At 54.9% G+C, this 23,762-nt stretch carries 19 protein-coding genes and 1 tRNA gene; 13 read left to right on the forward strand and 7 right to left on the reverse strand.

Annotated features, from left to right (window positions below):
• Positions 1-265: 265 nt before the first annotated feature.
• From FYZ48_RS14505 to FYZ48_RS14540, 8 genes are all read left to right on the forward strand, one after another.
• The gene (locus FYZ48_RS14505; protein ID WP_145037201.1) at positions 266-1,033 is read left to right on the forward strand and encodes an ABC transporter ATP-binding protein; all 768 of its coding nucleotides are present in this window, start codon (positions 266-268) and stop codon (positions 1,031-1,033) included.
• A 59-nt stretch (positions 1,034-1,092) separates the two neighbouring features.
• On the forward strand, positions 1,093-3,735 hold the full coding sequence (locus FYZ48_RS14510; RefSeq protein WP_149341548.1) for a Gldg family protein: 2,643 nt from the start codon (positions 1,093-1,095) through the stop codon (positions 3,733-3,735).
• A gap of 63 nt (positions 3,736-3,798) precedes the next feature.
• Positions 3,799-5,703, forward strand: a complete 1,905-nt coding sequence (locus FYZ48_RS14515; protein ID WP_149341550.1) for a DUF4340 domain-containing protein — start codon at positions 3,799-3,801, stop codon at positions 5,701-5,703.
• A 313-nt stretch (positions 5,704-6,016) separates the two neighbouring features.
• Entirely contained in the window at positions 6,017-6,514 is a 498-nt protein-coding gene (locus FYZ48_RS14520; RefSeq protein WP_145181148.1) for a thioredoxin family protein, read from the forward strand.
• An 80-nt stretch (positions 6,515-6,594) separates the two neighbouring features.
• Positions 6,595-8,040: a hypothetical protein gene (locus FYZ48_RS14525; RefSeq protein WP_149341552.1), complete on the forward strand. Its 1,446-nt coding sequence runs from the start codon at positions 6,595-6,597 to the stop codon at positions 8,038-8,040.
• 46 nt (positions 8,041-8,086) lie between these two features.
• Positions 8,087-8,944: a pantoate--beta-alanine ligase gene (gene panC, locus FYZ48_RS14530; protein WP_149341554.1), complete on the forward strand. Its 858-nt coding sequence runs from the start codon at positions 8,087-8,089 to the stop codon at positions 8,942-8,944.
• A gap of 182 nt (positions 8,945-9,126) precedes the next feature.
• On the forward strand, positions 9,127-9,714 hold the full coding sequence (locus FYZ48_RS14535; RefSeq protein ID WP_228030590.1) for a sigma-70 family RNA polymerase sigma factor: 588 nt from the start codon (positions 9,127-9,129) through the stop codon (positions 9,712-9,714).
• Positions 9,711-11,345 (forward strand): anti-sigma factor family protein, encoded by a 1,635-nt coding sequence (locus FYZ48_RS14540; protein ID WP_149341556.1) that lies wholly within the window; start codon positions 9,711-9,713, stop codon positions 11,343-11,345. The genes FYZ48_RS14535 and FYZ48_RS14540 overlap by 4 nt, the downstream gene beginning before the upstream one ends.
• A gap of 57 nt (positions 11,346-11,402) precedes the next feature.
• On the opposite strand, the gene FYZ48_RS14545 is transcribed toward FYZ48_RS14540, so the two are convergent.
• Positions 11,403-12,449, reverse strand: a complete 1,047-nt coding sequence (locus FYZ48_RS14545; protein WP_149341558.1) for an SMP-30/gluconolactonase/LRE family protein — start codon at positions 12,447-12,449, stop codon at positions 11,403-11,405.
• A 246-nt stretch (positions 12,450-12,695) separates the two neighbouring features.
• On the opposite strand from FYZ48_RS14545, the gene FYZ48_RS14550 reads away from it, so the two are divergent.
• Positions 12,696-12,769: transfer RNA gene (locus tag FYZ48_RS14550), tRNA-His, on the forward strand.
• A 120-nt stretch (positions 12,770-12,889) separates the two neighbouring features.
• Here FYZ48_RS14550 and FYZ48_RS14555 read toward each other — a convergent pair.
• Complete coding sequence (locus FYZ48_RS14555) at positions 12,890-14,029, reverse strand: MraY family glycosyltransferase (RefSeq protein ID WP_149341560.1); 1,140 nt, start codon at positions 14,027-14,029, stop codon at positions 12,890-12,892.
• 427 nt (positions 14,030-14,456) lie between these two features.
• Here FYZ48_RS14555 and FYZ48_RS29265 point away from each other — a divergent pair, with 427 nt between their 5' ends.
• Both FYZ48_RS29265 and FYZ48_RS14565 read left to right on the forward strand, forming a co-directional pair.
• The gene (locus tag FYZ48_RS29265) at positions 14,457-15,113 is read left to right on the forward strand and encodes a hypothetical protein (protein WP_187782029.1); all 657 of its coding nucleotides are present in this window, start codon (positions 14,457-14,459) and stop codon (positions 15,111-15,113) included.
• A gap of 190 nt (positions 15,114-15,303) precedes the next feature.
• Positions 15,304-16,197 carry a DUF1559 domain-containing protein gene (locus tag FYZ48_RS14565; RefSeq protein WP_145193701.1) on the forward strand — a complete coding sequence of 298 codons (894 nt, stop codon included), beginning with the start codon at positions 15,304-15,306 and terminating at the stop codon, positions 16,195-16,197.
• A 291-nt stretch (positions 16,198-16,488) separates the two neighbouring features.
• Here the strand turns inward: FYZ48_RS14565 and FYZ48_RS14570 are convergent, their stop codons facing one another.
• The 4 genes from FYZ48_RS14570 to FYZ48_RS14585 all read right to left on the reverse strand — a co-directional run bounded on the left by FYZ48_RS14570 (position 16,489) and on the right by FYZ48_RS14585 (position 19,669).
• A complete protein-coding gene (locus FYZ48_RS14570; protein WP_149341562.1) occupies positions 16,489-17,292 on the reverse strand; it encodes a class I SAM-dependent methyltransferase in 804 nt (267 codons plus the stop codon).
• 30 nt (positions 17,293-17,322) lie between these two features.
• A complete protein-coding gene (locus tag FYZ48_RS14575) occupies positions 17,323-17,562 on the reverse strand; it encodes a Trm112 family protein (RefSeq protein ID WP_149341564.1) in 240 nt (79 codons plus the stop codon).
• 107 nt (positions 17,563-17,669) lie between these two features.
• On the reverse strand, positions 17,670-18,689 hold the full coding sequence (locus FYZ48_RS14580; protein WP_149341566.1) for a sugar phosphate isomerase/epimerase family protein: 1,020 nt from the start codon (positions 18,687-18,689) through the stop codon (positions 17,670-17,672).
• Positions 18,690-18,952: 263 nt separating this feature from the next.
• On the reverse strand, positions 18,953-19,669 hold the full coding sequence (locus FYZ48_RS14585) for a GntR family transcriptional regulator (RefSeq protein WP_145439255.1): 717 nt from the start codon (positions 19,667-19,669) through the stop codon (positions 18,953-18,955).
• Between the two features lie 261 nt (positions 19,670-19,930).
• Between FYZ48_RS14585 and FYZ48_RS14590 the strand changes: the two genes are divergently transcribed.
• Entirely contained in the window at positions 19,931-21,211 is a 1,281-nt protein-coding gene (locus tag FYZ48_RS14590) for a Gfo/Idh/MocA family protein (RefSeq protein ID WP_149341568.1), read from the forward strand.
• A gap of 83 nt (positions 21,212-21,294) precedes the next feature.
• Positions 21,295-22,701, forward strand: coding sequence for an aspartate aminotransferase family protein (locus FYZ48_RS14595; protein ID WP_145037172.1), 1,407 nt, complete (start codon positions 21,295-21,297; stop codon positions 22,699-22,701).
• A 76-nt stretch (positions 22,702-22,777) separates the two neighbouring features.
• Here the strand turns inward: FYZ48_RS14595 and FYZ48_RS14600 are convergent, their stop codons facing one another.
• Positions 22,778-23,737 carry a tetratricopeptide repeat protein gene (locus tag FYZ48_RS14600; protein WP_149341570.1) on the reverse strand — a complete coding sequence of 320 codons (960 nt, stop codon included), beginning with the start codon at positions 23,735-23,737 and terminating at the stop codon, positions 22,778-22,780.
• Positions 23,738-23,762: the final 25 nt, after the last annotated feature.

Raw genomic sequence — 23,762 nt, forward strand, 5'->3', positions numbered from 1 at the left:
AGGTGCCGTCGGATCTGACTCCGTTTTTCCGGTCCCACAGAAGGACGCCGGTGAGAACGAGCCAGCCAGGAAGATCCAGGTAACTCAAAAGGTACTCACCACCTACGTTGTATTTTCAACACTTACCAGTTAAAAATGGACAAATCTTCCAGCTGTCTGCCGGCTGGGACCGTATCAATAAACGAGGCGGTCCGGCGGACGGACCGGACTGGAACATCCATACTGTTGAATCAACCACGAGATAATCATCGGGAGAATTATTCTAATGTCGGAACAGGTTCAGCAAGCTCCTGCCGGGTCAGCGACGGGCACGGCTTCCGAAAACATGATCGAGGCGATCGGGCTGAGTAAGTTTTATGGCCAGTTCGCTGCAACCCGCGATGTGACATTTTCGGTCCCCCGCGGCCAGGTCGCAGCGTTCCTGGGACCGAACGGTGCAGGCAAATCGACTACGATGAAACTGCTGACCGGCTTCCTGTCCCCCAGCGAAGGACAGGCCCGCGTCGGCGGGTTCGATGTCAGCACGCACCGGATTGAAGCCAGTCAGAAACTCGGTTATCTGCCGGAAAACGGGCCGCTCTACGAAGAGATGACGCCGCTGGGCTTTCTGAAATACGTGGGTGGCGTGCGGGGCATGTCGAGTGCCGAGCTCAGCAACCGACTCGAGTTCGTGATGGATAAGTGCGACTTGAGTACCGTCTGGAAAAAACCAATTCGCAAACTCTCCCGCGGTTTTCGGCAACGTGTGGGCATGGCCCAGGCGCTGCTGCACGATCCGGACATCCTGATTCTGGATGAACCGACCAGCGGTCTCGACCCCAATCAGAACCAGTCCGTGCGTGACCTGATTCGCAGTCTGGGGAAAACCAAGACCATTCTGCTTTCGACCCATATTCTGCAGGAAGTCAAAGCCGTCTGCAGCCGCGTGATCCTGATTAACCAGGGTTCGGTTGTATTCGATGGCCCTGTGGATGAGCTGGGTAACAGTCAGGAAGACATGGAAGAACGCTTCCACAAACTGACACACGCATAAGTTCAATTTCACCGACCAATTTCGTTATCTCATAAAGCTGACGTAAGGACCCTTCTGTTATGTTGCGGAACAACGTTGTATTGGCCGTCTTCAAGCGAAACGTACAGAGCTACTTCTCGGGAGTGCTCGGCTATCTGTTTATTGTCGTGTTCGTGGTCGCCGGTGCCTTCGCTGCCTTCAACCAGCAGTTCTTCGCCAACAACCAGGCGAACCTGGATCAGTTGAGCCTGTGGTATCCCCTGCTGCTGCTGTTCATCATCCCGGCAATTACGATGGGCGTCTGGGCCGATGAGAAAAAACTGGGGACCGACGAACTGCTGTTTACCCTGCCCGCTTCGGATCTGGAAGTCCTGCTGGGCAAATTCCTGGCGGTACTGGCGGTCTACACGATCGCCCTGCTGTTCTCCGTCACGCATATTTTCGTGCTCTCCAGCATCGGCAACCCGGACATGGGGCTGATGTTTACGACTTACTTTGGTTACTGGCTCGCGGGTGCCTCCCTGCTCTCTGCGGGCATGTTCGCTTCCGCGCTGACGAGCAGCACCACGGTCGCGTTTGTGCTGGGAACCGTGATCTGCGCGATCCCGGTCTTCATTGGACAGGTGGCTCCTTCCAGTAATCTGATTCAGAGTCTGAGCCTGGTCGAACAGTTCCAGGATTTCAACACCGGTGTTCTGCCGCTGGCCTCGGTGCTGTACTTCATCTCGCTGGCGATCATGATGCTGTACCTGAACCGGGTGCTCATCACCCGCCGACACTGGAGTTCCCAGGAACAGAATTCGATGGGACTGCAGTACCTGGTGCGAACCGTTTCGCTGGCAGTGATCCTGATCAGCGTGAATGCGATTGTCTCCTACGGCAGCAGCCGCATCGATATGACGAGCGAAAGGGTCTACAGCCTGTCACAGACGACCAAAGACCTGATCTCCAAGATCGACGATAAAAACCCCGTCACGATTGAAGCTTTCATCAGTCCGGAAGTCTCGCGGGAATACGTGCCGATTCGCAAACGACTGATCGGCCTGCTGCGGGAATATGACCAGCTGGGCGGCAAACGCCTGCAGGTGCGGTTCGTCGACGTTGAGCCGTTCAGTAAGGAAGAAGAGGAAGCCCGGCTGCTGGACATCTCTCCCCAACGGGTACAGACCGAACGGGGTGGACGGGCTTACGTGGAAACCATCTTCATGGGTGCCGTCGTGAAGAGTGCGACCGATGAAGTGGTGATTCCGTTCTTCAATGTCGGGACTCCCATCGAATACGAGCTGACCCGCTCTATTCGTACGGTCTCCAAAGATGATCGTCTGACGGTCGGCATACTGAATACCGATGCCAGCATTTTTGGTGGCCTGGACATGAGCATGGGCGGCAACCAGCCTCCGTGGCTGATTGTGAGTGAACTCAAGAAACAGTACCGGGTCGAGCAGGTTTCCCCCGATTCGCCGATCAGCGATACCGATTACGACGTTCTGCTGGCGGTGCTCCCCTCGTCATTGACCGAACCCCAGCTCAAGAATCTGGTGGACTACGTCAAGAAAGGGAAACCGACACTGATCTGCGATGACCCGCTGCCCGTCTTCGGTGGAGGACGAGGCATTCAGATGGCGCCCCGCATGCCCAAACCAAGTCCAGGAGGCATGATGGGAATGCGTCAACCGCCGCCAACGCCCAAGGCTTACGAGGGTCGGCTGACGCCGCTGATGAACCTGCTGGAGATTGCCTGGGATAACGGGGAAGTGGTATTCGACTACTTCAATCCGCATCCTGAGTTTGCCGAAGTCGTGCGTCCCGAGCTGATCTTCATCAGCCCCAAGAGTGGAACGAAAAGCGCCTTCAGCCTCGACAGCAATATCACCAGTGGTCTGCAGGAAATGCTGACCTTCTTCCCGGGCAGTATCCGTCCGCGGAAAGACCGGAATCTGAATTTCGAACCGCTGCTGCGTACCGGTCCCAACTCCGGTCTGCTGGCGTGGGGTGAGATCACCAGCCCGTTCTTCAACTCGGTACGCATCGTGCAGGATCCGGTCCGCGTGATCGACGAACACGCCCACGTGCTGGCGGCCCATATCACTTCGACGCCGAAATCAAAAGTGAAGGACCTGAACGTGATCTTCGTCGCCGATGCCGACCTGATCTCGGATGAGCTGTTCAACATCCGTGAGCGTCAGGCCTTCGGTCTGAAGATCGACAACGTCACCTTCCTGTTGAACTGTGTCGACCAGCTGGCCGGGGACGATTCCTATATCTCACTCCGCAAACGGCGTCAGAAACATCGCACGCTGACACTGGTCGAACGCGAAACTTCGGTCTTCATCAAAGAGCGGAATGCAGAACGGGAAAAGGCCAACGAGGTCGCTGATGCCAAACTGGAAGAAGCCCGTGATCGTCTCAAAGAGCAACGGGAAAAGATCGAAAAAGATCCTTCCATGGACAGCCGGGAAAAACAGATCCGTTTACGAATGGCTGAAGAAAACGAAAGTCGTCGGCTGGAAGTCGATGAAGCCAAGATCGAACGGGAAAAACAGCAACAGGTCGAAAAGATCAAAGCTCAAACCGAGCGACAGATTCGGGAAATTGAAAACCGGATTCGCTGGTATGCGATCCTGGTGCCCCCCTTCCCGGCGATCCTGTTGGGAATCTGCTTCCTGTTCTTCCGCTTGAAGCACGAGAACCAGAATATTGCTCCGGACCGGAGACTGAAATAAACGCAGCCCCCGCGGCCAGTTTCAATCCATCTTAAACCACTTGTTTTAAGTAAAACGTTTGCCATGAATGAAACGACGAGAACATTGACCTTTGTGGGAATCGCCGTGGTTGCCTTAATTGCGGCGTTCGTAACCGATCGCGCCTCGCAACCGGTCGAGCTGACGGGTTATGAAAAGGTAGGCGAAGAATTCTATCCGGACTTCACGGATCCGACCCAGGCCAGAGCGCTGCGGGTGGTGAGCTACGATGAAGATTCCGCCACGCTGAAAGTCTTCAACGTCGACTACAAAAACGGTGCCTGGCGGATTCCGTCGCACCACGACTACCCGGCTGACGCCGAAGACGAACTGGCGGAAACCGCTACTTCGCTGGTAGGAGTGGTTCGCGGTGCCCTGGAAAGTCGGCGTAAAAGCGACCATGAACGGTTCGGCGTCATCGATCCACTTGACGAATCGAACACCAACCTGCAGGGCCGCGGTCAGCGTCTGACACTGTCCAAAGAGGGTGGTGCCCCGCTGGTCGACTTTATCATCGGTAAACAGGTGCCGGAACAACCCAATGAATACTACGTGCGAAAAGTCGACGAAGATTCGGTTTACCGGACCAAGCTCAACGTGGATCTCTCGTCTGATTTCTCGGACTGGATCGAACCGGACCTGCTGAAGGTCGACCGGGATCGACTGGTGGAAATCATCGTGAATAAATACTCCATCGATGAAAAGAATCGTCGCCTGGTGGACGAAGAACTTTCGACGCTGAAACGCAAGAACTCCAGTTCTCCCTGGGAACTCGAAGGTCTGAATACCGAAACTGAGAAACTGAATACCGCCGATGTCAACCAGATGATCAACACGCTGGTCGACCTCAAGATTCAGGGAATCCGTCCCAAGCCGGCAGCCATCGCTGCGGAGCTCAAGAAGTCGGGACAGCTGCAGCTGAAAAATGCACTCGACTTTGTCGACCTGCAGAGCAAAGGTTTCATCGTGGCCCAGACTGCGTCAGGCGGTCAGCAGCTGGTATCCAACGAAGGGGAAGTGATTGTGGTCACCAACCAGGGTGTGGTTTACTCGCTCTACTTCGGTGAAATCTTTACAGGCAGCACGCTGGATATCGAAGTCGGTAACGGCAGCAAAGAGAAGAACGACAAAGCCCCGGCGAAAGACGCTGAAAAAGCAGATTCCAAAGAAAAGAAACCTGCAGACAAAACAGAGGAAGCGGTAGAGAAGCCTGGCAAAACCGATGACAATGATGCCATGAAGACCAGCCGCTACCTGTTCGTAACGGTGACCTTCGATCCGTCCTTTATCGGCGATCCACCACAGAAGCCGACCAAACCGGAAAAGCCGGCTGAGACGAAAGAAAAAACGGACGGCGATAAACCGGCCGATGCGAAAGCAGCTGACAAGAAGGATGACAAAGCCGACGAGAAGAAGCCGGATCCGGAAGCAGAATATGCAGCCGCGATGAAGAAGTATGAGTCGGCTCTCAAAACCTACGAGAAGCAGTTGAAGGAGTACGACGAGAAGGTCATCAAGGGCCAGGAGCGCGTGCAGGAGCTGAATCAGCGGTTCGCAGACTGGTACTACGTGATTTCCGCCAACAGCTTCGAAAAGTTGCGGATGTCGCGGAAAGCCCTGGTCGAGCCGGCAGACAAGCCCGAAGAGGGTGCCGCCCAACCGGGAGCGGGTAATCCCGCTCTGGGAATTCCGGGCCTGAACCTTCCCGGCATGAAGGCTCCCGCTCAGCCAGGTGGGAAGCCTGCAGCGCCGAAACCGGCTCCGTCCGCGAAACCTGCTCCTTCTACGAAACCGGCTCCGGCGAAATCCGACAGCGAGAGTAAACCGGCGCCTGCCAAAACGGAGGCGAAACCCAAGCCGGCTGCGGAAAAAACCTCCCCGAAGCAGCCGGAATCTGAGAAGAAAACTACCGATTCCAAGCCTCCCGAGAAGGCAGCTGGTTCTGAGTAATCGGCGGGACAACAGTCCATTCAGCCAAGCCTGAAGCGGTTCGTAATCGTGCCGAACCCGCTTCAGGCTTGGCTTTTTTTCGTGGCAGAGCCCAATTCTGTTCCGGTTAGGTAAACTTTACGGGCCATGTGCCTGACAAACCGGTATTTCCGGTCGAATCATTCATAGAAGTTCCTCATCTGATACCGATAAAGCACAGTGAACGATTTATAACGATTTTGTAAGTTGCTCACATTTTACGGGTCTATCAGTTATCAGTCACATAAGTATAGATACCGAATCAGGTTACCTTACTTATGAAGGAGTCTATGAAATGAAACGACTTCCCCAGAAGCTCCAGTGGGCCGTTGTTGGCTTTTCACTTGTCGTCGTGGTTGGCATCTGTATCGAGCTCTTGAAATCCGATTCAAAAGCCTCGAACGCGGAATCAGTCGCGGAAGAGATCAAGTGGCACCAGGACCTGGAAACGGCTCACCAGGCCGCGATGAAAAGTAACAAGCCGGTATTCATCGTATTTGATGCCAGCTGGTGTACTTACTGCCGGAAACTGGAGAAAGATACCCTCTCCGATCCACGGATGGCCCGCTACCTGAATCAGGCATTCGAGCCTGTACACCTCGATTTCGACAAAGATCGGGAAATCGCCGACACTCTGAAGGTGAAATCGATCCCCTGTACAGTCGTCCTGAGTGCGGAAGCAGACCTGCTGGCGCGTCAGGTGGGATATTCCAAAGTTCCCCGCTATCACGCGATGCTGGAAAAAGCCCGCAAATTGCAGGCTGTGATTCGCCACATCGAGTACTCAAAATAAGTCTGAATTCTGCTGATATCACTGATTCGCACATGGCGCAAATCTTGTAAAAGCAATAAAGAACGTGTATTTTGCGCTGTATGAATAAAAGCAAAGAGCCTTTTGGCAAGAATCCGTCGGGCGAAGGCGACTCCTGGGAGTCCCTCGCAGGTGACCTGTTTGGAATTGATTTTGACCAGCAGGTCAAACCCGAGCCCGTCGATTTTGATGAAGATGATCTGCCCGAAGACGACGAGGCAGACGTTGAGGCTACCTCTGAGGAACCGGAAACCCCGGCCCCTGCAGAGCCGTCGGCTGCTGCCGTCTCCCGTGTTCAGGAGGAGACGGATGATGACGATGATGAAAGCGGATTTGGTTCCGCCATCTTCGATGACGACGACGACGATGAGCCCGAAGTACTCGCCTCTGATGACGAGGAAGACGACGAAGATGACGATGTCTTCGCTGAAGCTGACGACGAAGATGAGGACGACGACGAAGATGAAGTGATCGCGTCCTTCGATGACGACGAAGAGGACGAGGAAGACGAGATCGAAGAAGATTTCGAACCCGCCGCCCAAGTCGCAGCCGAGTCTTCCGACGACGAAGATGATGACGAAGAAGACACTTACTGGGATGCTCTGGACGGCTGGGACTGGGACGAAGACGATTCCAAGTCAGCGAAGAGCCCCGCCGCCTCTGATGAAGAGGATGACGAAGACGAAGACGACGAAGAAGATGATGATGAAGCGGTTGCTGAAGCTGAGGAAGAAGTTCAGGAAAAACCGGCCCGCTCCCGTCGTTCGCGTAGTCGCAAAAAGAAAACCGCAGAAAATCCCCCTGCCACCGCACGGACAGACGAACGTCTGGACGACGACGATTCCTTCGGCTTCGGTCTGATTTCAGAAGAAATTTCCTTCGAAGTTGAGGAAGAAGACGAAGAGGATCTGGAGGACGAAGCCGTCGCCGAAGAAGAAGAGACGGTTGTTGCAGAAGAAGACTCCGAGGAAGAAGAAGCGGAAGAACCGAAGAAGCCCCGACGTCGTCGACGCCGGAGACGCTCACGTTCGCGTAAGAAAGAAGAAACTTCTGAAACCGCTGAGGATGAGGAAGAAACGGAAGACGAAGTTGAGGAACTGGAAGTCGACGATGAAGCCTCTGATGAAGAGGACGAAGAGGAGACCGAACAGAAGCCGAAACGCTCGCGCCGCTCTCGTCGTCGCAAAAAGCCTGCTGCTGCAGAGTCTGACTCTGACGATGAAACAGACAGCTCCGAAGCACCGCGTCCCCGCAAGAAAGAGATCGAAAACAAATATCCCAACGTACCAAGTTGGGAAGAAGCCATCTCTTATCTGCTGAACCCCAAGCTGGTGAGCGGCAAGTCTTCCAGCCAGGACAAAGCCAAAGAGGCCAAAGAGGGAGACAGCAAAAAGTCAGATCCGGAAGCAGCTGACGATCAGAGCCGCCGACGTCCGAAACGGTCTTCGCGTCGTTCCTCCGGAAAACGGGGTGGCGGAAACCGGAAGCCGTCTCCGAAAAAATCCTAGTCGCCTGACAGGACGAGATCTTACCCCTAGATCGGAGTAAGCGGGCATGGATACGGTTGCTGAAATCCCGGAACTGCGTCAGCGAGTACGAGCTGCCCGCCAGGGAGGTGCCGACATCGGTTTTGTGCCGACCATGGGTGCCCTGCATCAGGGACATGCCAGCCTCGTGGAAGCCGCACGAAAAGAGTGCGATTTCGTCGTGGTTTCAATCTTCGTGAATCCGACACAGTTCGGCCCGAATGAAGATTTCGACAAGTACCCGCGGACGCTGGCTGCAGACCTGGAGAAATGCCAGGCTGCGGGGGCGGACCTGGTCTGGACGCCGACCAAAGACATGATGTATCCGGCTCACTTCTCAACGCATGTGGATGTGGAAACACTGACGGAGACTCTGGAGGGCGCAACCCGTCCGCATCACTTCCGTGGCGTCACGACCGTGGTCACCAAACTCCTGCTCAGCTGCCTGCCCGACAAAGCCTATTTCGGGGCGAAAGATTATCAGCAGCAGGCCATCGTAAGGCGGATGTGTCTCGATTTGAATCTTCCGGTGGAAATTGTCACGTGCCCTATCATCCGGGACGCAGATGGTCTGGCGCTGAGCAGTCGCAATGCTTATCTCTCAGCAGAAGAACGGGCATCGGGCTTGTCCCTTTCTCGAGCGCTGGCACTGGCTGAGGAGCGAATCGCCTCTGGTGAGACGGATCTCGAGCGCATCAAAACAGAAATGCGGGAGCTGCTGTCGGGAACGCCGCTGATCAAACTCGATTACGCGACGATCGCTGATCCAGATACCCTGGAAGAGCTCTCAACCGCGCAAAGCCGGATGGTCGCGTTGATCGCCGCCTGGTCCGGTTCCACACGATTGATCGATAATCGTGAGCTGACGGCTGATTCACAGGCTTGAATCACGTCGCTCTCACGAATTGATATTGACGTAAGCTACTGAAAAGTAAGAAGATACCATCTCAGCGTTGATCGAATTTGTGCAAAACTGCGGTTTTCTGTGAACCGCGGGAACTTCTTTGAGCCTGGTTTCGTCTCTCTATTACTGTGACCAACAATGATCAATACCTGATTCAAGAGTGTTTGGCAGGTCGTACTGAGGCGTTTGATCAGCTGGTTCTAAAATATCAGGACCGTCTGTATCGAACACTGGTGCGGATTCTGGGCTCCAGCGACGATGCGCGCGACGCCGCCCAGGAAGGCTTTACCCAGGCATTTTTCAAGTTGAACACATTCCGGGGAACAGCCGCCTTTTACTCCTGGCTGTTCCGCATCGCTTTTAATGCAGCGATTACCCAGAAACGAAAACAGAAACGATCCGCCACCCCCATTGATCCGCAGGAAAACCAGTCAGGTCAATGGCTGGAAGATCCTCACCCCGACCAACACCCTCCCGACGTGGCAGAACGCACCGAGCGCAAACAGATCGTCCACCAGGCGTTGAATGAATTACAGGAAGAATACCGGACCCCGCTGATTCTGCGGGAGCTGGAAGGTTTGTCATACGGAGAAATCGCAGAGCTCACGGACGTTCCACTGGGAACGGTCCGCAGCCGCATTTTTAGAGGAAGGAATGAACTGAAACAGAAACTGAACGCGTTGTTCCAGGAGGCACCCCTGGCCCGTGTTTCCGAGTCTGACCACGAGTCATCAATAAGTGAATCAAAATGAGTAGTCCATCATCTAACGAAAACCTGTCCGCCTACTTCGACCGGGAGTCCTCTGACGAGGAAAGCCGGGAGTTGGAGTCGCTGCTGGAAGAGTCAGCGGCAGCGCGACAGGAACTGCACGAGTTCGGTGAGATCTCCCGGTTGATCCAGGAGACAGCGACGGAATCTGCGCCCCCCGAACTGGCGCCCTCGATCCGCAAACGGATCGAACAGGAAACCCTGTTGAACTCCACTCCAGCTACACCCGCGACGGCTCCGGCCCCGTCTGGTCCTTCGATGCTGCGTTACCGGATTGCGGTCGCTATCAGTACCTGTTCTTCTCTGGCAGCCTTGGTCTTATTTGTTTTACTGCTGAATATTCCAGAGCCGAACGCAGGTACCAGCTGGCAGATGCCCTCTACCGATCAACAGACAACACTAATGAGTCAGGCCGAACCCGCTCCCGAATCAGATGTCGCGCTGCGGGAAGGTGAGCAGATGGACGCGTTTCATAACAGTTTCAGTTACCAGGGCAAACCGGTCGCAGACCTGAAAATGAAAACGGCGGCAGCTCCCCCTGAAAATGCGCCGTCTGTCTCCCTGCGGATGTCAGCCCCTGCCGCTGCAAAAAGCGAGCTGGCGCAAGGACAACCGGGGGTGGGCGGGGCTGGTCTGGCCCGTAAAGAGACGGCCGACTTTGCGATTAAAAACACGTTTGCAGAGCAGAAAGTCATGCAACGCATGGCGGAAGTCCAAGCCCAGAATCGTCTCACGTTTCCGACAATTCCTCCGATGACAGGTCTGCCCTCACATATTCCCATGGATGCGATTCGTATTGGCGACGTCTTGCCTTACTTCCAGGATATCAATGGCAAGGTTGCGGTGATCGAAGTACGTGTGGTCGATGTGAAACAGGCACTGGGCACCATGGAACTGCTGTTGAGCAAGAATAACATTCCGGTCAATCAGAAAAAACAGTCCGAAGTGGAACGTCAGCTGAATCGCCTGAATTCCCAGAACGGTAACAGCGCCGGTGAAAAGAAGACGGAACCGGCTCAAGAGGATGAACTGTTCGCGGTCTTCGTGGAAGCCTCCGATACACAGGTGGCCTCGGCGCTGAATGATTTACAGAAAGATCTGAATCAGAGTCAGTTGCTGGGCCTGTCCCTGCAGCCGGCCATTGATGAATCTTCACTGACGGAAAGCGTCAAAGACCTGCCACGTCTGCTGGCAGAAAACACGGCTGTCGAAGCTGACACCCCCTTCCAGGCGGGGGACAATCAAAAGCAGGATAGCAAAGTCAGCGACGGAGCTTCTGCTAACGATGGTCTGGCGCGTTCGAACGAAAATACAGGTTACCAGACCCGCTATCGGATGCAGGTACCTCCCGAACAGCTTACACGCCGCGCAAGAGAGTACAAACAAGCGACGCCACTCCCGACACTGAGCCAGGCCAGGTCTGCTTCACCCGAGGCCCCCCTGGTCGCTTCCAAGCCGAACCAGGGTCTGCTGCCGTACGCTGCTGATCAGAAACTGACAACGAACCAGCGATCTGCTGGCGGGGATAAACCCCCGGTCAGAGTGCTGTTTGTGTTTAAGAACAGTCAGAGCCAGACACCAGCTGTGCCTCCCGCTCCCCCGGCGTCCCGCTGAGGGGAACACCGGGAGGGAGGTGATTTAGCTCTAAAACCGTCTGATGGGGCAACCGTCTTATTTGGCCTTCTGTGGTCCGACGTGTCCCTTGGTCTTGGTCTGAATGCGAACCAGGTACGTATCTGCGGTGAGGTAGAGGACTGAACCGTCATTACCCCAGGCACAGTTGGCGGTCCGTTCGCCGGTGCTGATGCGTCCCAGCAAATCACCTTCGGGACTGAAGATATAACAGCCCCCTGGTCCGGTAGCGAAGACGTTGCCTTTGAGGTCGGTCTTCAGACCATCGGGCAGTCCGGGCAGCTTGCCGACATTTTCGGTGACATCACCGAAGACCTTGCTCTGCCCCAGTGTCCCATCCTTATTGACGGGGAATGCTTTCCACAGCGCGGCTTCAGGATCGGACTGTGCGACGTACAGTGTTTTTTCATCCGGTGAGAAGGCGATGCCGTTGGGGCGGGTCATCTCTTTCGTGAGCAGAGTCAGGGTTCCGTCAGTCGCCAGACGGTAGACGCCACAGAAGTCGAGTTCGCGACGGGGATCGTTATAACGATCGGGCAGACCGTACGGGGGATCGGTGAAGTAGAAATCCCCATTGGATTTGAATGTACCATCGTTGGGGCTGTTGAGGCGTTTGCCCATGTAGTTGTCGACCATCGTCCGCTTGCCCCCCTCTTTGGTGAGGACGGAAATCCGCCGATCGCCATGCTCACAGGAGACCAGTCGTCCCTGGGGATCCAGGATCAGACCATTGCAGCCAGGCTCGCCTCCGTAGGGAGCGACTCCAGTGTAACCCGAGGGTTTCATGAACAGAGACGCACCAGTTCCCTCTTTCCATTTCATGACTGAGTTGCGGGGAATATCGGAAAAGAGCAGATAACCGTCTTTCGCATCTCCAACCCAGACAGGACCTTCGGACCAATCGAAGCCGGAGGAGAGAACCTCAATCTTCGCATCCTTGTCTATCAGTTGATCGAGACGTGGATCGATGCGAATGACTTCGCCCAGTGTGGGGTAATTGGTCGAGTCCTGCGCGTGCCCTTGGGAGGGGGCGAGGCAGAGGAGACTTGAGACCAGTAGCAGACAGGAGAGTGGAATGGTTTTCATGCGCTTTTTTCCCTGTTTTGTAAGTCTATGAGATCAAGTGAATTCATCGGGGAATATTGAAGTATCAATTCTACAGATTGTGTGCAGGAGATGCACGTATCGAGGAAATATTCTTGAATCAGGGGCTTGGAATACTTGCATCCCGAAAGGTGCTTCGATAACGTAGGCTCAGAACCGATTCGGGTCCCTGAAGACTTTTCAGCAGCCTGAAAACCGATTAAAATCAGTCTGAATAAGACATATATGGTGGGTATAGCTCAGTTGGTTAGAGCGCCGGATTGTGATTCCGGAGGTCGCGGGTTCGAACCCCGTTACTCACCCTTTTTTCTCTCTTGAGGCCCCTTCAGCGACGTGATCAGACAGTCGCGGCTCCGCCTCTTCTGTTCCCTGCAGATGGAACAGTTCTCCCGTGATGTTGCGATAACAGCCAGCGCCTCGATTCAGATCTTGAGAGGCAGCTCTTTCCGTAGCGTAGAGGGGGAGACATTCCCTTCGGCAGGCAGCGGAATATTTCCAGGCTTACCTGCACCATAGTATGCGGCGAGTGCCACCAGTGGCGCCCAGGCGATCATTACCAGAGGCAGTCCCCAGACAGGCCAGAACAGGGCCATCGTTGCCAGCGGCAGGAGCCAGCAGACATTCAGAGCCAGTGCGATGAGAGTGACTCTGCGATGTGCGGCTTTACGGGTCAGGTTTTTCCCTTCCGGTTCAACCAGATAGCGGGAAACGCGTTGATAGGTATGGCTCTGATGTGCCTGGTACCAGCGATCTCCCCGCAGCATGCGCCGCAGTAATGTAAACGTGGCATCCACCCAGAAGACGCCAGGCAGGATGAGCCAGACCCAGAGGTTCAGGGCGCCGGAATACACGGTGGTTGCGGCCAGCATTCCCAGCGTGTAACCCAGAAAGGTACTACCGACATCGCCCATAAAGATTTTCGCGGGAGCCCAGTTAACCAGGATGAAGCCCGCCAGGCTGGCAGTCAGGATTAGCATGGGAAGCAGAACCAGTGACGATGCGGCTCCCTGTTGATAATACATCAGGCCGCCGGCGGTGGTCAGAATGCAAGTGGCTTCCATCCCCGCCAGTCCGTCGATGCCGTCCATGAAATTAAACAGGTTCAGCCACCAGACCAGAGCCAGGGCTGTGATTCCCCAGCAGATGACATCGGACTGCAGCCGGATTCCCCAGAGTTCAATCGCGGGAGCCGGCAGGAGTGTATAAACGGAGGCCGCGATAATCAGAATCTGTGCTCCGAGGCGTTTTTTAATCGAAAGCTGATACAGATCGTCACAGAATCCAATCGCCGCGATCAGCGCACCGCCGCAGAGCAGTACGGTCAACAGCGATCCGGAGCTGACTTCATTCCAGAGGCAGACCGTGGTCGCCAGCAGGCTGATCACAACAAAGGAGAGACCACCGCCGCGAGGCGTAGGTTGAATGTGGGAACAGCGATTGGTGGGCTTCTGCACCAACCCAAGACTGGGGGCCAGCCGGATGATCAGCAGCGCACCGACCAGAGTCGCCACGGAGACGCCGATAAGCATCACAGTTGATGTGATTACACTGTCAAACACCATTACTTCACGCTAGCCCTTATCTGGCCCTGAATGAATTGCGCTTCTAATTCAGGTCAGACTGTTGATCACTTTTCCGTGGAAGTCCGGATTCCTCAGACAGGATCCAAACTTCCCCACTTCCAGGTTGTCCCCCCTGAAATTCACGCAGCGGCGAACCGCTGATTTCCTAAAGAGAGGGGGGCAAGTCGCGGCGAAGTATACTATTAAGCGAAAAACGGGTCAATCCGTTATGAAACCCCTGTTTTCAGCTGGAAAACCTGCATTTTGACGGTCATTGATATGAGAAAAGCCCTTTGTCAAACAAACCCTACCTGAACATATAAAACCTCACCTGAAGAGGCTGAATACTGCCATTTTGTGAAGAACTCTCATCAGAATCGGAGCGGTGATTGATTTTGGGGGAGCTGAGAATTATCGTCAAACTGTAATGAAACAACGTCTGCGTTACTTTTCCTGGATCATCGGTGTCCTGGGAGTGCTGGGAGTTCTGCTCCAGTCACTCCAGGTACAGATTGAGCATACCCACTCCGGCGGAGAGAGTGCGCACCAGCACTCCCACTCTTCAGGGCACAGTCATTCGCATGGACACAGTCATACCCACGGACACGGGCATTCGCATAGCCACGGGCATGGTCACTCTCACAGCCATTCGCATGCGGGTCACAATCATGGGCATGCGCACTCCCATAACGATCAGGAAGAGCCTGCCACTAAGATAGCCCAGTCGCCTCACAAGCATATGCACATCAGGTTGCTCTGGTGGGAATTCACAGTCCAACTACCCGCATCCCCCTCAGAGCCAGCTGCCACAGAGGTCGCTGTCGCCCATATAACTGCGGAGACCAGCGTCCAGGAAACAGGCAGTCTCCCCGATGGCCTGCGATTCTCGGCGATTCCCTGGGAGCGGCTGATTTCGGAACTGGTTTCATCCTGGATGTGCGTTGCGCCACCTGAGCGTGGCCGCGTTCCTTTGCGCGCAGACTGTTTTGCGAATCTCAACTCAGCGGAAGCCTGTTATCAACGACTCCGTGACACGCCCCCCGTCCCGCCGCCTCAACGTTTACTTTCTGCTTCATTCTCGTAATTCCCCTGAAGAGATCATTGTCGATCTGTCTCAGGGAACGTGCGTGCTGCGCCTGACGTGAGGGGATATCACTTTCCCCCACTTTGACAGGTTCGGTTTGCGCACCTTGTTCCAGAATGTCTTTCGTGCACTGCCGGTCCGCGCAGAAACTGTCGGTACCGCTGCGCACATTCTTTCAGAAAGTAAAACGATGAAAGTCCAACCGCATCGCCCCAGAGGGTTCACACTGATTGAACTCCTGGTGGTCATTGCCATTATTGCGATTCTGATCGCCCTGCTCCTGCCTGCCGTTCAGCAGGCGCGGGAAGCAGCGCGCAGAACGTCCTGTAAAAATAACCTGAAGCAGCTGGGCCTGGGGCTACATAACTACCATGACACGCATGGCTGTTATCCTCCCGGTTATATTTACCGGCCCGGCGCTTCCGGAAATCAACTGGGTTTCGGCTGGGTGGCGATGATCCTGCCGATGATCGATCAGGCCAACTTGTATAACGAGTTCAATTTCAACCTGCCGATCTTCGACGCCGCCAACCTGACGGCGCGGGAAAAACAGATCCCGGGCCTGCTCTGTCCTTCAGACTCCGTTTCCGAAAATAATTTCGTGGAGATGGGAAGCTCTGCGGAACGTTACGCGATGGGCTGCTATGTCGCCAACTTCGGTCCGCCGGATCTGGATGCGACCCAGGAGAAACGAGCGGGAATGTTCAGCCGCAACAGTTCCACTCGCGCACGTGACATCATTGATGGCATGTCGAATACGCTCTGCGTGGGAGAACGCCAGAATGGTGCCTTCCGCAATGGGGCGTCGCACGGGAACCATTTCGAGTACGAAACGACCTGGGCTGGTGCCGTGCGTGATATCTCTGATCCGACGGACGACCATGGTCACATGGTGCTCTTCCAGTCGGGACATGTGCCCAATTCACCTCAGAGTGATGACCGGGATGTCTCGGCACCCCACATCGGCTTCGCCCAGTTCCTGCTGGGTGACGGTTCCGTGCGGCTCATTGGTTCCAGCATCGACTTCGGTGTTTATACAGGGCTGAGTACGATCTCAGGAGGCGAAGTGATCGGCGAGTATTAAATCGCGCTGATGGCTTGAATGAAAGTTGCCTGCTCACAGCTTGTGTTGTGAGCAGGCTTTTTTTGAACCTGTTGAACGAAGCAAAGGTGGCCCCGAATGAAATTCGGGGTTGTCAAAGACAACAGGAAACCGTCAGCGCAAACATACGAACTGAATTCGACTTTATGCTCAGATTTGAAAGCAAACCAGAATCACTCTTTAAAGAACGCAACACAGTCAGTTTCCTGCTCGCTGCGCTCGGCCCGAATTACATTCGGGCTCACCCATGACGATTGTGTTTCCGGAAGAATTTTATTCGTCAGCTGTCTTTTCAAAGACGAGGATATGCTGGCGGGGAAGGAGGCCGATGGTCTCTTTCCACTTGAGATTCAGTTCGGGGCGGGAGACCTCTTTTTTTGCCTGGGCTTCGGACATCTTATGAACCAGCTTGATGGGGACGGTTGGATCTTCCTTGCGGTATTCGACCAGCACGACGCGGCCTTTAGGTTTGAGTGCCTTGGAGATCTCGAGCATCATCTCATAAGGAAACTCGAACTCATGGTAGACGTCGACCATGATTGCCAGGTCGATGGACTCCGGTTTGAGACCGGGTGATTTCTGTGTTCCCAGCACCGGCACCACGTTATCGACGCCCATTTTGTCCAGTTTTTTCTTGAGCAGGTCGAGCATCTCCTGCTGCACATCGACGGCGTAGATCTTTCCTCCCGGAGTGACATGTTCGGCGAGGATCACCGAGATCACACCGCTGCCCGCACCGATGTCGGCAATGTCCATACCGGGTTGCAGTTTGAGTGCTTTGGGGAGCAACGACAGGCGTTCTTCCCGTTCGCGGGTGGTGCGTTCCAGCCAGGGGGCGCCCTGGTAACCCATCACGCGGGCGATTTCACGTCCCAGGTAGAATTTGCCGATGCCGTTGGGATCGTGTTCGTCGAGACGATAAGAATAGCGGTCGTCCTGCGTGTCGGGCTTCTGTTTTGTGGCAGCAGGCTCGGCGGCAGCTGCGGAGTTGGCCAGACCGATGAGGACCAGGAGAGCCAGTGAGTAGCACCGGAAGCAGAACGTATCGGATCGGAAAAGCTTCGACGTGGGTTTCATCAGATCTCCTTAAACCGTGTTAACGGAAATTCAGGAGACCGCTTCTCCCGTTTCCGGATTTCGTTCGTGTCGCTGCATGATGGCCGCCCATTCTTCCGGGGACACTTCCTCTGCCTCGTCCACGAGCATCACCGGGATTCCGTCGCGAATGGGATACTTGAGTCGCGTCGCCGGATCGACGGAGACCAGAAAGTCACCGTCGCAGACCAGCCTGGCTTTGGTTTTGGGGCAGGCAATGATGTCCTGTAAACGTTGTGGATCAAAGGCCATTGATAATTACTCTTGAACGACTGTCTCTGAATTGTAACAGAAGGGGGCGGAGATCAACAGTTTTCTCTGAAATCCGCCCCGCTTCAATCTTTTAAGTGCGACTCTGATTAGAAGCCACGCAGTTCCTGAATGTCTTTGAAACCGCGGAGTTCATAGTCGATGCCGACATAATCGAGAACGGAGCAAAGTGCCCGGACTGCGACGCCGATTCCATCGGGGCCACTGAATCCGCCGAACTGTCCGCCCCCTTTGAGGTGCGGCTCGACTTCCAGGAAGACGCCGGGTACGCCCAGTTTTTTCATCTTCTTGTCCATCTTGGGGAGCATGTCGCGGAGTTCCCGCAAGATGAATTCATGACCGGCATCACCCACGTTGGCGGGAACGAAGTTTTTCAGACGCTCTTCATCAACGACACCCGTCCATTCCAGATCGGGATCGACGGCGTAATCTTTGATGTGCAGCCAGCCCATGGATTTGCTCATGTCGTGGAACTCGCTCAGACACTGCATCGCGTCTTTGTTCTGAGCGGCGATGTTTCCGCCATCATAAATGGTGACCATGTTGGGGCGTTTGACTTTGCGGGCCAGTTCGGCCAGCAGTGGTCCGGTTTCCCCGATCAGGTTGGGCTCGATTTCGAGACCGTACACGAGACCTTCCTTGGCACACAGATCGACGATTTCCCCGATCTGATCAACGGCCTGGTTCATGTAAGGCTTGGGATCTTCACCCTTAGGCGGGTAGAAGGAGAAACCGCGGATCAGCTTGGTACCGAGGGTGGTCGCAGCGTTGATCGTGTTGGCGACTTCTTTCTTGAGGTATTCCTTGAAGGGGACGAAGACGTTGTGTGAACCATCTTCTTTGTCGACCAGTTTGATCTTACCAACGCGGGCACCGATGCTGGTGACGTTCATGCCGTACTCATCGTGCAGCTTGAGCAACTGCTTGTATTCGGCTTTGTTCAGATCGACGACATGCTTGACGTTCCCATCCCCGTTCACATCGATAAAGCGGGGGCTGTAGTATTTCAATCCCAGCGCGGAGAGTGCCACCATCTGTTCAACAGCGGTTTTATGATTGGCGGCTTCATCAGCAAAGGCACTTAAAATGACACTTGGATTATCTGACATGACGGAGATTAACCTTTTTTGTTTCTAAATCAATAGCGGATAAACGTGGAGCAATCAGCACTACTATCGGGGCGGAGACTATTCCACTTTGAAAGTAACCGGCCAGCGCTGCAGATATTTCGCGTGATTTCCCAGTAAAACAGGACCGCGAAAACAGACCAGTTCCCGGTCATTTTGACAGGTTGGAGCCAAGTTTCAAGAGCTACGCGAAGTTCCCCCCTGCTTTTTCAGAGGCTCGTTAAGAATTCCGTCGCGAACTGTAATCAGACAATCAAACGATCAGGTCGCATGCGGGAGGCATTTCGTAAATGCATGGTCATCGCGGCGGATGCGGTCTCGGCATCCTGCTGTTTCAGTGAATCGAGGAGCACCAGGTGATCGTAGAGCCCCCGCGTCATGATTTCGGGTGTTTCCCCGGCTGCGGAGTAGGATACCCGTTTATAGCTCCAGCATTTATGGATGGCTTCGCAGATCGGCAGATTACCACAATGGTCTGCGATGCTCAGATGAAGTGCGTAGTCGAAATTACGGGAAGCGGCACCCCACTTCTGAACCTGTTCTACAGACTGATCGCCGTCTTCGTACTCCTGCTGACAGGCTTTGACTCCGGCAGCCAGTTCCTGCAGACGCTGAATTTCTGCAGCGCTGATCCGTCCGGCGGCCATCCCGGCGGCAGATGGTTCGAGCAGCAGGCGGAGTTCGTGAATTTCCACGAGCCAGTTCTCGGCCCCTTCCCGGACGACGGCCCGGTGATTTTTCTGCTGGATCACGATCCCGTCGGCCTGCAGGCGTGCCAGGGCCTGAACGACCGGGGTCCGGCTGACGCCGATCTCACGGGCGAGTTGAGTGCTCTTCAGTTCGGTTCCGCCGGGCAGTTCACAGCGAATAATCCGCAGCAACAGTTTCTGGTACACCTCATCGACCAGGGAGAGACTCTCGTCTTCCTGAAGTGAGTGCAATTCCGTGGATTCGGTCAGCAAACTTGTCTCTTTATTCACAGGGATCTCAGTTTCTCTAGAAATACCGGGGCGGGACTCTGCAACCGGGGCGGGAAAAGCTCGAAATCTTTTCCGCTACCGCGCATCTGCGGGCTTGACAAAACGGCCAACCCGCCATAAAGTGAATTCACTTTCAGGCTATCCGAGGGGGTTCACCAAGCACTACACCCCTGATTATAGCAGGAAACCGCGAATTTACACCTTCGAAAACCACATATTTTGAATTCACTTAGGGATTAACTAATGAGTCCAGCAGGAACACTCCCCAAACTGAAAGCCGGCATGGTTGGCTTCGGTATGATCGTCGATGAAACCTATCGTCCCTTCTTCGAAACGGTTTACAAAGAGGACCTTTACCAGCGGTCAACCGGCCCGGTGGAAGTTTCGCTGGATGCAGTGGTTACCCGCACCGGATCCCGGGCAGAAAAGTATCTGGCTGAGAGTGGCGACAAAGTCGGCGGTTTTCAGAGCTTTGCCGGAGACAACGCCATCGAAGAGATGATCGAAGCAGGTGTGAACTTCGCCTGTGTCGCATCTCCCGATGACCGTCACTTCGATGCCTGTAAGAAGCTGCTGGGTGCAGGCGTGCATGTGATCGTGGAAAAGCCCTCTGTTCTGTGTCTGCAGGAACTGGACGAACTGGTGGCCCTGGCTGAGAAAAACAATGTGACTGCCAAGGTGGTCTATCACAAGCTGTTCGACCCCGATCACAAGCGGATGCGTTCTTTTGTTTATGATGGCGTACTGCAGCATGTGAATAACGGCTACTGCTCGCTGCTGGAACCCAAGGCAATTTCAGGGCAGCAGTTCGCTCAGTGGATTACCGGTCGTAACCCGGGAACTTATGTCGCCGTGCATTACATTAAACTGATCGACTTCTCGTTCGGTGGAAAACTGAAAACCATCACCGCAGCCGGCCAGCGGGGTCTGGTAGGCGAGAAAGATGGTCCGACCTGGGACAGTTGCCAGATGAAAATGGTTTACGAATACGAATCGGGCCGCGAAGCTGCCTTCGATATTCAGACTTCGTGGGTTACCCCGGATAACTTCCCCGGCTATGTCGAACAGGAAGTCCAGTTCCGCTTCGACAATGGTCTGTGGAACGGTCACTCCCGTAAACGCGGTGTGGAATGCACCGTGGAAGACAAAACGCCGAACGAGATCAAGAACTCGTTGAACAACCACTTCAACGCTCCGTTTGTAGAACCCTGGAACGAACGTTCGCAGCGGGGATACGGAATTGAAGTGATCGAACAGTTTGCGAAAGAAGTTGCCCAGGTCGAATTCGGCGGTCCCGAATCGGAACGGGCAGAACGCCTGGCGCAGATTCGATCGCTGGACTACAACGACCTGTCGGCGGATCGTCAGACCGTGGCCGCCGTCCAGGCACTCGAAGCCATTCTGGAAAAACGGGCTGCGGGCGAACCGGATTGCGTCGTGCGTGTAAACGACGAAAACGGTGGTCTGGTGCTCTATCGTCCTGGTTCGAGCGAATTCGAAGTGCTCTACGAAGGAACCGTTTAACCCTGCTATCAGATTCGAGCCCCGGTGCCGGATCAACATTCATTAACCTTTGTCATTTACCTGTTATGTAAAAAGAGATCATCATGACAACTGCCATTCACTTTGATAACGAAAATCAGTCTAACGCGGTGCGGGATGAACTGTTCCAGACCGAACCTCTGGCCCTGCGAACCTTCACCCCCAGCCAGGCAGTACTGGCCAAATCCGCCGGCTGCTACCACTGGACTCCGGAAGGCCGTCGTCTGTACGACTTCACCTCGGGCGTGCTGGTGGCGAACCTGGGTCACAATCCCCGCAGTTGGATGAAGCGGTTCAGCGAATACATGGGCTGGAAGCCGGAACATGTGACCGGCGAAGGGGAAGGCGAATACTTTGATGCCGTCACCCTGACTGCTTACAACGCTGTCACCCCGATTGAAACTGAAGCCAGTAAGCGTCTGATCGCCAACATTCAGTCTTTCACAGGGGGCAACCGCTGCGACAAAGTCATGTGGGCGGCCTCTGGTTCAGAAGCAGTTCAGAAGGCACTCTGGGCCTGTCTGCACCGCGATCCCGCACGGGACATCATCCTCGCAACCCGCTATGGTTTCCATGGTAAAAAGGGTCTGGCGGGTGCCGTCACCGGTTCGGAAACGGATGCCGACCGCGATCCGCGCGTGAAGTTCATCAGCTTCCCGCGAACCGAATGCGACGACATGAGCAAGAAGGACGATGTACTGGATACCGCTGCCTACCAGAAAGAACTGGAAGACATGTGGACCGAGTACGGCTCACGGATTAACTGCCTGATCACCGAGCCTTACCTGGGCGGCGGGGGCAGCTACCATCCACAGGTGGCTTACCACAAAGTGCTGCAGGACTTCTGCCGGGCACACGACATCATGCTGATCTTCGATGAAGTGCAGGCCAACTTCGGCCGCACCGGTTGCATGTACGCTTTCGAAAAATACCAGGTTGAGCCCGATTTCGTTGTACTGGGTAAAGGCCTCGGAAACGGCGTGCCTGTGGCTGCAGCCGTGGGTCGCAGCGATGTCATTGCCAGCCTGAAATACGGCGAAGCCTCTGACACCTGGAGTGCCAACCCGCTCTCTTCCGCATCCGTACTCGCCACCCTGGACGAGTTCGAATCGACGGACGTGATGGAGAACACACAGAAGCTGTCTGCTCTCTACACTGAAGGTCTGCTGAGCCTGAAAGAGACTGGCGTCATCGCCAAGGTCCGCGGCGAAGGCATGGTCTTCGGAATCGAATGTGCCGAACTGGGTGGCAAGACCAGCCAGGAAGTCGCGATCGAACTGGTCAAGACCTGCTACCTGGGTGAAGAAGGTGGCGACGGCATTCACCTGCTGGGTGCCCTGGCCGGTAACGTACTTCGCGTCAGCCCGCCGATGACAATGACCGAAGCGGAAGCAAAAGAATCGATCGCCCTGTTGAAGCGGCTCTGCGAACAGCTGGCTGCTCAACTGCAGGAAGCTCCTGCCTCTGCTTAAGTGGAGAAGCGATGCTTAGAAAATGAAACAGGCCCCGTGTGATGCGGGGCCTGTTTTTTTGTTGTCTTGATTCAGATCAAAGCTGACGCTGGTTGCGCCACTGTTCCATCTGTTCTGCGTTCATGCCGGGAGGCGGCTGTTGGGTGTTGTCTGCAGGTGCGGAAATGCGCCGAGGCGACTGAGGAATTCCGGCGGGGGCCATTCCCTGGGAAACGGCGTTCTGCACTGTTTTCACTGGTGGCTTCGCTTTGGTGTAAGCAGCCTGCTTAGCAGCTCCCTTTGCACCAGCACTGGAAGAGACGCCGGCCAGCATGAGCCGGTTCTCTTTTTCGCGGCGGATTTCATCCAGCCAGTATTGTGCTTCGTTGAACTCGGGCTTCAGCAGGACGGCCTGCAGAAACTGCTGCTCGCTGGCCTGTAGTTCGCCACGATCTTTCAGGATGTAACCGATGTTGTAATGGGCTTCCGCTTCGCCGACGGCGCGGATCAGGTGTGGCATCGCGGACTGGTAATCTCCCGAAGAAGCCATCGCGATTCCCAGCTGGTAGCGGATGTTCTTGTCCGCGGGAGCGGCTTTGATCGCTTCACTCAACAGAGGAATGGCTTTATCCCATTTCTGTTCGGCGGCATAGAATTGACCAATGCTGGCGCGAACCTGGGGATTCTCGGGTTCCATCTCGAGTGCTTTCTGGAACCCCTTCTCTGCCTCGATTTTGCGACCGGCAACCTGGTCCAGACGTGAGAGTCCGAGTACGGCGTCGATCGATTTAGGATTTTCTCCCAAGGCCACCTGATAGGAGGTGCGGGCGGAATCAAGATCGCCCATCTTTTCCTGCAGCTGGCCGTGTGTCACGTAAAACTTGTCGGGGTGCTTCAGTTTCTTTTTCGCGACGGAGATCTTTTCTTCCAGCGTGTCCGGCGGCTGATCATTTTTCTTGACGATCTGATCTTTCATGGAAGAACAACCGCTGCAAATCAATAACGCACAGGCGATTCCAGCGAGCCAGGTCTGTTTTGTAAAACGTGTTACGGGCATGTGATCCCCTCCATGAGATACAGCA

Origin of the sequence: Gimesia chilikensis, from assembly GCF_008329715.1 — a bacterium.
Lineage (GTDB): Bacteria > Planctomycetota > Planctomycetia > Planctomycetales > Planctomycetaceae > Gimesia > Gimesia chilikensis.